General features: G+C 40.8%; 10 protein-coding genes. 3 read left to right on the forward strand and 7 right to left on the reverse strand.

The features are described 5' to 3' along the window. The first annotated feature begins 114 nt into the window (after positions 1 to 114). Entirely contained in the window at positions 115 to 1,041 is a 927-nt protein-coding gene (locus tag AC1EK3_RS02605; RefSeq protein ID WP_480033626.1) for a hemagglutinin, read from the forward strand. A gap of 112 nt (positions 1,042 to 1,153) precedes the next feature. Beyond that, complete coding sequence (locus AC1EK3_RS02610; RefSeq protein ID WP_480033625.1) at positions 1,154 to 3,430, forward strand: HelD family protein; 2,277 nt, start codon at positions 1,154 to 1,156, stop codon at positions 3,428 to 3,430. Between the two features lie 61 nt (positions 3,431 to 3,491). On the opposite strand, the gene nrdR is transcribed toward AC1EK3_RS02610, so the two are convergent. Further along, on the reverse strand, positions 3,492 to 3,947 hold the full coding sequence (nrdR, locus tag AC1EK3_RS02615; protein ID WP_419399037.1) for a transcriptional regulator NrdR: 456 nt from the start codon (positions 3,945 to 3,947) through the stop codon (positions 3,492 to 3,494). 232 nt (positions 3,948 to 4,179) lie between these two features. Beyond that, complete coding sequence (locus AC1EK3_RS02620) at positions 4,180 to 4,557, reverse strand: LysM peptidoglycan-binding domain-containing protein (protein ID WP_415686942.1); 378 nt, start codon at positions 4,555 to 4,557, stop codon at positions 4,180 to 4,182. A 217-nt stretch (positions 4,558 to 4,774) separates the two neighbouring features. On the opposite strand from AC1EK3_RS02620, the gene lexA reads away from it, so the two are divergent. Further along, positions 4,775 to 5,449, forward strand: a complete 675-nt coding sequence (gene lexA / locus AC1EK3_RS02625) for a transcriptional repressor LexA (protein ID WP_415683582.1) — start codon at positions 4,775 to 4,777, stop codon at positions 5,447 to 5,449. Between the two features lie 150 nt (positions 5,450 to 5,599). Here lexA and AC1EK3_RS02630 read toward each other — a convergent pair whose 3' ends face one another. The 5 genes from AC1EK3_RS02630 to AC1EK3_RS02650 all read right to left on the reverse strand — a co-directional run bounded on the left by AC1EK3_RS02630 (position 5,600) and on the right by AC1EK3_RS02650 (position 11,795). After that, positions 5,600 to 6,079 carry a GreA/GreB family elongation factor gene (locus AC1EK3_RS02630; protein WP_004110818.1) on the reverse strand — a complete coding sequence of 160 codons (480 nt, stop codon included), beginning with the start codon at positions 6,077 to 6,079 and terminating at the stop codon, positions 5,600 to 5,602. A gap of 71 nt (positions 6,080 to 6,150) precedes the next feature. Next, positions 6,151 to 6,558 carry an FKBP-type peptidyl-prolyl cis-trans isomerase gene (locus tag AC1EK3_RS02635; RefSeq protein ID WP_116971448.1) on the reverse strand — a complete coding sequence of 136 codons (408 nt, stop codon included), beginning with the start codon at positions 6,556 to 6,558 and terminating at the stop codon, positions 6,151 to 6,153. Between the two features lie 279 nt (positions 6,559 to 6,837). Continuing rightward, positions 6,838 to 8,418, reverse strand: coding sequence for an L-serine ammonia-lyase (locus AC1EK3_RS02640; protein ID WP_480033624.1), 1,581 nt, complete (start codon positions 8,416 to 8,418; stop codon positions 6,838 to 6,840). An 85-nt stretch (positions 8,419 to 8,503) separates the two neighbouring features. Then, positions 8,504 to 11,140 carry an HAD-IC family P-type ATPase gene (locus AC1EK3_RS02645; RefSeq protein WP_480033623.1) on the reverse strand — a complete coding sequence of 879 codons (2,637 nt, stop codon included), beginning with the start codon at positions 11,138 to 11,140 and terminating at the stop codon, positions 8,504 to 8,506. Beyond that, a complete protein-coding gene (locus tag AC1EK3_RS02650; protein WP_480033622.1) occupies positions 11,130 to 11,795 on the reverse strand; it encodes a hypothetical protein in 666 nt (221 codons plus the stop codon). Before AC1EK3_RS02650 ends, AC1EK3_RS02645 begins: the two co-directional genes overlap by 11 nt. Positions 11,796 to 11,961 lie beyond the last annotated feature (166 nt).

Consider the following 11,961-nt stretch of genomic DNA (forward strand, 5'->3'; position numbering starts at 1 on the left):
ACAGTTTGATAGTTACAATCAACAATAAAAGTTAGGAACAATTTTAAAAAATAATCATAATAATAAAATGATTCGCATATCACTTATAATGTAACAAGCTAAGTAGGAGGAAACATGGTGCAGAGAAGAAAGAAACATGATTCTATTCATGTCAACCTAAATAGTGAACATAATAGTGGCGATCATCACAATAAAAACAACAGTTCTTTAAAGCATAAGTTTTACTCCAATAAAATTTTACGAAACATTATTATTGCTGTCATAGGCATTGCTATTATCATTCCTGTTGTTCAGTGGATACGTTGGGAACAGACTGTTTCTGATCTTCGCAACAAACAAGAACAACTTGTGTCACGCTTTGATTTTAATCCAGGCAATATTATTTCTGATTCTCAATTTTTTGACGATAACGCAATGAGTAAAGATGAAGTACGCAATTTTATACGCAAAAAAGGAGCAAAATGCACTGGTAAAAATTGCTTAAAAAATGCGTATTTTAATACTCACACTATTCCTGCCGATTCACTATGTTCAAGGTATCAAGGTGTAAGTAAAGAATCTTCTGCAGACATAATATACAAATCAGCAAAAGCATGTCATATCAGTCAACGAGTATTACTTACAATGCTGCAAAAAGAACAACATCTTGTAACAGACACTGATCCTAGCGATTTCCAATACAAATCAGCTATGGGATTAGATTGTCCAGATGATTCTCATTGCAACCCACGTTTTGCAGGATTCTTTAAACAAGTAATTGGTTCAGCAAGAAGATATAGATATTATCTTCTTCATAACGATCAATATAACTACCACCCTAACACGATTAACACAATTCAATATTCGCCAAATAAATCATGCGGATCTAGCAATGTTTATATCGAAAATAAGGCTACTGCATTGCTTTATATCTATACTCCTTATCAGCCAAATATAGAATCGTTAAAAGCTGGATACGGCGAAGGAAATTCGTGCTCAGCATATGGAAATCGCAATTTTTCATTGATTTACTCTGCATGGTTCGGAGATCCTCGCAAATAATATTCGTTAGATCAACATAGAAATACAATTTTGGTGTATAAGCGTCGAGATATACTTAAATGCCTAATTTTTGGCACAATTGGTTGCGGTATTTTACGAAGAATGGATGCGTATGTCTACCTATTCCTCACAACTTGGCGAAGAACAACAAGCTGTTGACCGAGCTTATAGCCGTCTAGACGATTTGCGTAATACTATTCGCGCACGCTTAGACGCTGTGCGTGCGTCAGGTTCTCACGGTTCACCAACACAGCGCACAGAGCGCGACTCATTCGCAACCATGTACGAAGATCGTCTTACACAGTTACGAGCTGTTGAGGATCGTCTTGTTTTTGGAAGGCTTGATAACACAGAAGGCATTAGGCGATACATTGGTCGCATTGGCTTGCTTAGCGAAAACCATGATCCTATTCTTACAGATTGGCGCGCTGAAGCTGCACGACCTTTTTATGAGGCAACCCCTTCGCATCATGGCGATATTGTTATGCGTCGTCATATTACACTCCGTTTCAGAGACGTTATTGGTGTTGAAGATGAAGTACTTGACATACATTCTGATGAAATAGGAAAAGCTTCACAACAAGGTACTCTTACTGGCGAAGGAGCACTGCTCGCATCTTTAGGTTCTCGCAGAACCGGCAAAATGACTGATATTGTTGCCACTATTCAAGCAGAACAAGATCGAATTATTCGCGCTCCTCTTGATCACACTATTGTTGTACAGGGAGGTCCTGGCACAGGAAAAACAGCTGTTGCTTTGCACAGAGCAGCCTATTTGTTGTACACTCACAGGCGCAAACTTGAGCGTTCAGGAGTTCTTATTGTTGGTCCAAGTTCGGCATTCTTGCGTTATATTGATCAAGTACTCCCTTCTCTTGGTGAAACAGGTGTAGTAAGTAGAACTATTTCCGACTTAATTCCTGGAATTTGTGCTACAGCTGAAGATTCTCCATACGCAGCAAAATTAAAGGGAATGTATCGTATGCGAACAGTTATTGCGAATGCAATTGCCGCTCGTATTCGCGTTCCTAAAAATCTTCCAACAATTCATGTTGGAGGATTTAGTATTCCTCTTCTAAAAGAAGATATTGAGATAGCTCAATCAGATGCTCAACGAACTCACCAGCCTCACAACCAAGCGCGAAATACTTTTATAAAAACCGTGCTCAGCATATTGAAAAATCGTTATTTGGAAAAACTTGATTATGTTCCAGATCAAGCTGAATTAAACGATATAACTTCTCAACTTCGCCTTGACGATAAACTGCGCATTACTTTAAATCTTGCATGGCTACCTATGACTGGAGAATGGCTTATTGACCAACTTTTTGCTAAACCTGACAAATTACGCACATACGCACCTTGGTTAAGCAACGAAGATATCAACTCACTTACTAGACCAAAAGGCAGCCCGCTTACTCGTTCCGATATTCCATTACTTGATGAAGCTATGGAATTGCTTGGTCCTGATCCAAAACTTGAGGCTCAAAGATCTGCAGCACAGGCAAAAAAACTTGAAGAACAGCAATTTGCAGCTGACACTCTAGCACAAGCTGGTATTGGAAATGGCATAGTAACCGCCGATATGCTTCTTGATAATCTGCAAGGCGACGATGCAGGAATGCTTGCCCGTAAAGCAGCTTCTGACCGCGAGTGGACATATGGTCACGTAGTTGTCGATGAAGCTCAAGAGCTCACAGCAATGGATTGGAGAATGCTTATTCGTCGTTGTCCTTCACGCTCCTTTACTATTGTTGGCGATGTTGCACAGACTTCTGCGCTCGGAGGAACTCACAGATGGCAGAAGAATATGAATTCTCTATTTGGAGAACCAAATTGGGATCTTTACGAGTTAACAATTAATTATCGAAATCCTAGTGAAGTTTCTGAAGCAGCAAGCAAGGTTGCAACAGATTCAGGATTATACATTTCTACTGTTCATGCAGTTCGCTCAGTACCTGATTCACTTGTATCACAAACGGTTGAATCACAAAATGAACTCGATACTACACTTGCAGAATCTTGCACAAAACTATTCGAAAAATTTGTCTCTGATGATGGTAGTGGTCGTATTGCAATCATTACTCCTAACAGCATGGTTAGCCATGCTAAAAAGGTTGTAAACCAAGCATTAGAACATGCATTACCTGAAAAATTATGGAATCAGTTAAACAAACAAAATGCCGATGATTGCCAATGCAGCGTTTGCACAGCTGAGGAAGTAAAAGGTCTTGAATATGACGCTGTCATAGTGTTGCAACCTTCTCAAATTGAGCAGGAAGCAGCATCTAGACTAGCTGCTGCAGCCAATCTATATGTTGCAATGACTAGACCAACTCAAAAATTGCATATAATACGCACTAAAGATGACGCAAATTTTGAGAAATAGAACTCAAAATAATGCAAAAGCGCAGGAAATAGATATTCTGCAACAACAATCGATAAAATTATTATCCTTCTGTTTTACTGCGCTTTAAATCTTCAATGGCATGTTCAAAATCTTCAAGACCTGTGAAGTTTTGGTACACACTTGCAAAACGAAGATATGCAACTTCATCTAATTCACGCAATGGCTTAAGAATAGCTTTGCCAACTTCTTCAGATGTAACTTGCGCTAAACCTCGTGCTCGCAAATCAGCTTCTACTCGCATACCAATTGTCTTTAACGCTTCAGCATTAATAGGACGTCCTTGACATGCTTTGCTAACACCGGCAACAACTTTTGCTCGATCAAAAGGTTCAATAGAGCCTGAACGCTTCATTACAAGCAACTGAGTTGTTTCCACCGTAGTAAATCGATTACCACAAACTTGGCATTCACGTCTACGGCGAATAGAGTAACCATCTTCACTGATACGAGTATCTATAACTTTCGTATCAGAATTTTTACAAAAAGGACAATGCATATATTCAGCATACTAAAAAATAGCGAAAAACTACATAATATTATTCACTTTATTCAAATATTTCCGAATATTATACGATTTTATTGTCCATAATCCGAAATACTCCATAAAACACACTGAATATTACATCATCATTTTCAATAAAACTTATCTCATCAGTTTCAATTTCAAATATAGTAATATTTTCCCTTCTCATATTTCCCCCATTTTCATACTATTTGTACTCAATCAACTATTGAGCATCATTTAATGGAACATTAATAGACTGTCCGATTACCAAATCTTCAGAAGAAAGATGATTTAAAGCCATTAAACGCTCTACATTATCTGATATATCACCGTTTTTAGGAGTAATAGTAGCAGCATAATTCCATAACGTATCTCCAGGACGAACTGTATATGTAACAACTCTTTCAGGTATCGCAGAAACAGCAGTCTTTGGCATAAACAATGTACAGAATGTTATTGCTGTCATCAAAAGTACAGCTACACGAAAAACTCTAGTTTTGCGCGCATGCTTATTAGAAACGCAGCGTTTACGAATCAAATAAGTATTTTCTTGCATACCTACTCTAACTTCCCTGCCACTTCTAATTAATGACGTACTCATAACTGTCCTTTCTCCTTCCTTAATCGACTGAACATTTGTTCTATCGAACAGGTGTATTAATAATGACACATTTGTTCGATAGTTGCAACGGCGTGTCGAACAGATGTTTGATTTTTTTAAGAAAGTGCGTTAAAATAGTAAAAGCGAAAGGAGCATCATGAATAACGATGGCACAAATAACGATAACAACGGCATTAATGCTAGCGATATTAACGCAATGTCACTTACTGACCGCCAACGCAATATTATCAATGCCATCCAAAACAATATAAAAATTCATGGATTCCCTCCTTCTTTCCGCGAAATCGGAGAAGCAGTTGGACTTAGAAGCCCATCTTCTGTGAAACATCAATTGCGAACACTTGAAGATAAAGGGATTTTGCGAATTAATGCAAATAAAGGTCGCGCTATTGAAATTCTTGATAATTCAATTGTTAAAAACAATTCAAATAACAAAATTAATGAAGATTCTTCAAGAGTTGCCAACATTAGCGCATATGAATCTGATTCTGTTATAAATTCTAGAGATGTTCCTCTAGTGGGAAGAATCGCAGCAGGAGCTCCAATAACAGCAGAACAGCATATTGAAGATGTAATGCGATTGCCAGAACGTCTTACAGGTACAGGAAATCTTTTTATGCTTGAAGTACACGGCGATTCGATGATTGACGCCGCTATTTGCGATGGCGATTATGTAGTAGTTAGAGAGCAGCATGAGGCTGTAAATGGAGATATTGTTGCAGCACTGCTAGATAACGAAGCGACTGTTAAAACTTTCAGAAATGACCACGGTCACGTATGGCTTATTCCACATAATCCGGCTTACTCTCCTATTGACGGATCACACGCAACTATTATGGGAAAAGTTGTTACAGTTTTGCGAAAAATATAAAACTTATCCACCAACCCCTCAAAAAATATTCTCCCCACTTATTTCAAAATATGGACTAAGTGGGGAGAATAATATTTATAAAATCAACTTATGCAGATTATGAAAATCATGTAACTTACGCAACTTCGCAAGTTACACAACTTACGCAACTTACGCAAGTGGATGTGAATCCTTAATTGTCACTGAAATTTCACGTCCATTTGGAGCCGCATAGCTAACAGTATCACCAGCATGAGCACCCATAATAGCTGCTCCAATTGGAGATTCCGGGCTAATAACGTCATAATCTGTAGCTACAGCAATATCGCGAGAACCAAGAACATAAGTCATTTCTCGACCTGCAAGCTCAAGAGTAACCAAAGAACCATTGCCAACAGTGCCATCCTTCGGAGCTTCAAGAATCTTCGCATTACGAAGCTTTACAATAAGCTCATTAATACGACCTTCATTCTTTCCTTGCTCCTCGCGAGCAGCCTGATAACCACCATTTTCAGACAAATCGCCTTCAGCACGAGCTGCAGCAATACGCTCAGTGATTTCTTCTCGATACTCACCTTCACGATGCGCTAACTCTTCTTTTAGTTTGTCATACGCTTCCTGCGTAAGTAAAATAGTTTTTTCTTCAGCCATTGCTACCTCCTTATCCAACAATCTCTAAAAATAAAAACTATTCGCGCGCAAATAAAATTCACGCTCTTATATCAACGAGTTGAAATGATATCAACAACAAATACCAAAGTGTCTCCGCCGCCAATACCGGCTTGAGGTATGCCACGAGAGCCATAACCATACTCTGGAGGAATAGAAATCAACAAACGAGACCCAACATTATGACCTGGAACAGTGCGATCCCAGCCCTGAATCACTTGACCGACACCAATACCAAAACTAGCTGGAGTATGACGAGCAAAGCTTGAATCAAATGGCTTTTCACTACCCCAAACCACACCATGATAATTCACAGTTACAGTATCACCGGCACGAACTACAGGACCATTACCTTCAACTAATTCAACAACTTTAAGACCTGCTGGCGGCTCAGATTCAGGGAACGTCACCGTTGGCGTAGTGCCAAATTCTGCAATCACTTCTGGCATATCTTGTGCCATATTTCCTCCTTTACAAACTCCAAACAGTATAATCTGAACAGTATAACATCTACACAGACAGCTTTTAACCATCCTGCATTACTAAAGCAGCGCATTTGAAATAGTACATTTAAGTAAATGCACATTCGAATAAATGCAGTTTAGACTAACACTTCTTAGATTAACCTGTCCTAGATTAGCACTGAAACGTTACGTATGTACATGGAATATACATATTGTGTATAACTTAGCAAAAATTAATCTCAAAACATCAGCGAATTAATGCAAAATATTAGCAAATTAGCACTCAACAACGTTTACAGCTAGCCCGCCTTTTGAGGTTTCGCGATATTTAGACATCATGTCATGACCAGTTTCTTTCATAGTCTTAATCGCTTTGTCAAGGCTTACCATGTGCGAGCCATCTCCAAGCATTGCCATTCGAACGGCATTAATTGCAGTATTTGCAGCCATAGCATTGCGCTCAATACAAGGAATTTGTACCAAACCACCTACAGGATCGCAAGTTAATCCCAAATGGTGTTCTATACCGATTTCTGCAGCATTTTCAACCTGTTCCGGGGTTCCTCCCAACACTTCGCACAATCCTGCAGCAGCCATCGAGCAAGCAGAACCAACTTCTCCTTGGCAACCAACTTCAGCTCCAGAAATTGAAGCATTTCGCTTAAATAAGTAACCAACAGCACCTGCAGCAAGCAAGAATCGCACAACTCCATCTTCATTAGCAGAATCAACAAATCGCCAATAATACTGCAATACTGCAGGAATAATTCCTGCAGAACCATTCGTTGGAGCAGTAACAATACGCCCACCACCAGCATTTTCTTCGCTAACAGCGAGCGCAAAAAGATTAACCCATGCAGAATCTGAACTTTCCAAAGCAGCATCCGAACGACGACGATTGTTGCGAAGCATGTCTGAATTTGCAGCTAAGCGCTCATACATGTGAGGAGCTCTACGAGGCACATCAAGACCTCCTGGCAAAATCGGCTGCTTCGAGTTGCATCCGTTTTCTACACATTTACTCATAACTTTCCAAACATGCAGCAAATAGTTGCGCACGTAGTCGGCATTTCCTTCATGCAATGCAAGCTCGTTTTTCCACACAACATCGCTTATTGACATATGCTTTTCTCGGCAAATATTTATAAGCTCGTCGCATGAAGTAAAAGGATAAGGCACAGTGGAATCTTTTGTTTGATTTGAAGAGCTTGCAGCATTATCGCTACTATTTCCGTTATTACTTCCGTTATTACTTCCGTTATTACTTCCGTTATTACTTCCGTTATTACTTCCGTTATTACTTCCGTTATTACTTTCGCTATTATTCTCGCTTACACCATTCTTACTAGCATTATTTTCATCTTGCTCAGTAACACGCTCATGCAAGCCAACCATTGCATCATCTGCACACCCTTGACGAATAAATCCGCCGCCAATTGAATACCAAACTTGCTCATCGATTTTATTTCCGTCAGAATCAGTTGCAACAAAACGCATTCCATTAGGATGAACAACCATTCGCATCCATTTTTCAAAAATTACGTCCTTATCGTAATCAAAAGCAATAGTATGTTCACCTGCAAGCGTTAAAGTGCCAGTTTTTTTGCATTCCTGACGAATAGTAAGCATATGATCAGTGTCTACATTATCTGGAAGATTTCCTTCAAGACCTGCAACACAAGCGCGATCAGTACCATGACCAAGACCTGTTAAAGACAACGATCCGTAAAGAGTCACACTTACATGCGCAACGTTTGCAAGACTACCACTTTTTTTAAGCGATGAAACAAACGAACACGCAGCTCGCATAGGACCTACTGTATGTGAAGAACTAGGACCAACCCCAACTGAAAACATCTCTAAAATACTAAACACGTATCTATTGTAAGCATCATTATGCTCACGTCGACACACTAATTACATTAGAAATATGTTAGATTGTTCACTTCTTACTTTGTTTAGATAACAAGTTTGCTAAACTCACACACACAAACCAAAGTATTGCAGCTAAAACAACAGCTATAAGCATTACCGTAAACGCTCTTCCTGCAGTCGGCACGTGAATTTCGAAGAACTTTGCAGTAAACGGTATAAAAGCTCCAGCAACTCCAGCTGCAGCAAATAGCGCAACCATAATTCCTCTCCACGAGCGCAACGGCTTGGCAACGCTAGCAAGCACGAGTATGCCGAGAACAAATACGATTACGGAACAAATACTGCGAGTAGTTGCCAAAGCTTGCACGTTTGAAACAATAAAACGAGACGCTATCAAATTATTTGCAACAACATCGTCAAGATTTAATCCCAACACTCGCGGAGCTATAACAGCAGTAGCGAGAACAGAAGCAGCTATAGCAAATCCGCTAGGAACAGCAAAACGAACAACGCGCTTCAAGAAACCTGGAATATATCGACGAGTATTAGGCGCCAGAGCGAGCAAAAATGCTGGAATACCAATAGTTAAAGAACCAATATAAGTAATGTGACGAGGCAAATACGGGAAGTGCAACGCTAGAAGCACAACTCCTGCAGAAATAAGCGCAGAATAAACAGTTTTTACAAGGAACAAGCCAGCCACACGTTCCATATTTGCCATCACTTGCCTACCGCGAGCCACAACATCCGGCAAATGCGAGAAGCGCGAATCAACAAGAACCACTTGAGCGACAGCTTTTGCAGCAGGAGCAGCATTACCCATAGCAACGCCCAAATCAGCCTCTTTAAGAGCCAAAGTATCGTTCACGCCGTCACCAGTCATAGCAACCACATGACCTTGAGTGTGAAGCGCCTGAACAATCGCTTTCTTTTGATGAGGAAGCACACGCCCAAGCACATCCACATTTTCAAGCACTTTAGCCAATTCGTTAATATTTTCTGGCAGTTTTCTAGCGTCCATTGCAACAGGCTTGCGATCTCCTGTTAAGCCAACTTTTGCAGCAACAGCCGCAACAGTTCTAGGATTATCTCCTGAAATTACGCGGCAGCGCACACCCTGCTCACGGAACCATGAAAGAGTTTTACGAGCGTCTTCACGAATACGCTCAGAGCAACGAACTAAAGCAACAGGCTGAGCATTTGCACAAATAGTAGGAGAATTGCCAAAAGTTTTATCTGTTTCTGTGACGCTATTTACCTCGTTACTTTCAACGCTACTTACAGTACTACTTTCGCTACTTACTTTTGCAAGAAGCAGCACGCGCTCGCCAAGCTCCGCATAATAATTAACTTTCGCTAAAAGTTCATTAGTATTTGCATAATTAATCGCGCTTAGCAACACTTCTGGAGCGCCCATATACCAAGTTGCACGCTCTCCACTACTTTGCACATATTGCACAGCGCTCCATTTTCTAGCAGACGAGAATGGAAGACGATTATTTACATGCGCGCTAGCTGCAACTCCTTGAGCGCCAAGCCCTTGCATAATCGCAACACCTGTTGCGTTAGGATTTTCTTCGTTTGATAAATCAAATAAAGCTTGATTGGTCTGCAAGTTGGTCTGTAAGTTGGTCTGCAAAGATATTTCGGCACCAATATTATCTAGATTTTCTACACCAACGAATGCAATACCGCCGTCTGTTATAGTGCCAGTTTTGTCCAGATTCAAGCAGTCTACGCGCGCTAAAGTTTCTACAGATTCCAACTCCTGAACTAACGTTTGCTTACGCGCAAGTCGCATAGCAGCCACAGCAAAATTAAGCGAAGTAAGAAGAACCAATCCTTCTGGAATCATGCCAACAACGCCTGCAACAGCAGAGACAACAGCTCCCCTCCAAGCACCAGTCTGCCAAGCTTCAACAAATCCGCCAACCTTGTGCATTTGCGACCACACAAGCAACACACACAAAGGCACCACAACCATCGTCATATACTTCAAAATCGTATTAATTCCACGGCTTAAGTCGGAAATTGTTTTGGTATAAACCTTCGCTTGCGCAGCCAATTTTGCAGCATAACTGTGCTCACCTACGGCAGTAACACGCGTTAAAGCCATTCCAGAAACTGCAGTAGATCCGGAATAAACGTCGTCACCTTGGGCTTTTCGAACTGTAGCAGATTCGCCTGTGAGCATGGACTCATCCATTTCCAAGCCCCACGATTCCAGCACTTCTACGTCCGCTGGAACCTGCTCGCCGGCTCTAAGCCACAAAACATCCCCAAGCACAATATCTTTGTGCGCAATCTCAATATTTTCTCCACCTCTACGCACCATTGCGCGAGCGGCAATCAATATAGAAAGCCTATCCAAAGTGCGCTTTGCTTTTAACTCAGTCACAATGCCAATTCCAGTGTTTACCAGAATTACTACACCAAAAACAGCATCCTTCCACGAACCCGTGGCAAGCACGACAACCATTGCTGTGAAAATAATCGCGTTAAACAATGTAAACACGTTCGCGCGCACAATATCCATTAAAGAGCGAGAAGTCTGCTTAGAAGTAATATTCACATCTCCGCGAGAAACTGCCTCCGCAACCTCTTCGTCACTCAATCCATCAACTTCTACTTTAGGAAGTGCCGCAATCTCGCTATTTTTGCTGCTTGCTGCAGACTCCATTGCGTTTTGTTTATTACTTGTCATTTATAATCACTTCCCTACTGTGTGGCGTATTGTCAATTATTGCTCGAACAATGCTTAGCAAAGACGAACGCTCAGGCGCTAAATTATGCGGAATATCCCCAACTCGCAATATTGCAGCATATAAAGTTGCATCTTTTGGTGCTTTTACAGGATTTATTAACGCAACTGGCACTCCAGCGTAACGCGCGTATTGCAGCGCAGAAATCCATGCTTTGCTTTCGTTTTGTTTATTGCGAGTGCTGTTAAGCTTGTTATTCTCTTTTATATTTGATTGATTATTAGCGTTATGCAGATCGTCAACGCCTGTTACGTCAAGCGCGTCTATAAGTATTAATGAAACAGGCTGCTCGCTTGCAGCGCGAATAGCTTGCTGAGCAGCTTCGTTAGGATTAACAACATTTGATAGCGGCACATAAGAAGCACTCAATTTTGACGTTTTACAATACTTCATAACTTCGTCATCAAGCGCAGCTAATTTTGAACCAATTACAAGTAGATGAATATCGTCAATATCCACACCGTCGTGAATTATGTCTCCAACGCGACCAGTATTCCCCACAGCTTTACCCTGCGGCTCGCAAGCACTCAACGCACCCAGCGCTAAAGCAGTTACGACAGTAGTCGCAAAAATGGTAATAGCACGTTTAGAAAACATAAGACTTTTATACCACACCTTCAACATAAGTGGCTGTTGTGGGGGTAAACTCCTCCACAACACGCACAAAATCAAAATTGGTAAGACTCGCATTCGTGTAATAGTATTGTGCATTGGATGTGCATTCGCGCCGCGGCGTGAATTAAACAAAGCAGTTGAAGCACAT

The organism is Gardnerella sp. C0026F2, from assembly GCF_056590715.1.

What these genes read in the sequence shown, in the direction of transcription:
- lexA (WP_415683582.1), top strand. Translation starts at nt 4,775, where the DNA reads ATGTCACTTACTGACCGCCAACGCAATATTATCAATGCCATCCAAAAC.
- AC1EK3_RS02650 (WP_480033622.1), bottom strand. Translation starts at nt 11,795, where the DNA reads ATGTTTTCTAAACGTGCTATTACCATTTTTGCGACTACTGTCGTAACT.
- AC1EK3_RS02645 (WP_480033623.1), bottom strand. Translation starts at nt 11,140, where the DNA reads ATGACAAGTAATAAACAAAACGCAATGGAGTCTGCAGCAAGCAGCAAA.
- AC1EK3_RS02635 (WP_116971448.1), bottom strand. Translation starts at nt 6,558, where the DNA reads ATGGCACAAGATATGCCAGAAGTGATTGCAGAATTTGGCACTACGCCA.
- AC1EK3_RS02630 (WP_004110818.1), bottom strand. Translation starts at nt 6,079, where the DNA reads ATGGCTGAAGAAAAAACTATTTTACTTACGCAGGAAGCGTATGACAAA.
- AC1EK3_RS02640 (WP_480033624.1), bottom strand. Translation starts at nt 8,418, where the DNA reads ATGTTTTCAGTTGGGGTTGGTCCTAGTTCTTCACATACAGTAGGTCCT.
- nrdR (WP_419399037.1), bottom strand. Translation starts at nt 3,947, where the DNA reads ATGCATTGTCCTTTTTGTAAAAATTCTGATACGAAAGTTATAGATACT.
- AC1EK3_RS02620 (WP_415686942.1), bottom strand. Translation starts at nt 4,557, where the DNA reads ATGAGTACGTCATTAATTAGAAGTGGCAGGGAAGTTAGAGTAGGTATG.
- AC1EK3_RS02610 (WP_480033625.1), top strand. Translation starts at nt 1,154, where the DNA reads ATGTCTACCTATTCCTCACAACTTGGCGAAGAACAACAAGCTGTTGAC.
- AC1EK3_RS02605 (WP_480033626.1), top strand. Translation starts at nt 115, where the DNA reads ATGGTGCAGAGAAGAAAGAAACATGATTCTATTCATGTCAACCTAAAT.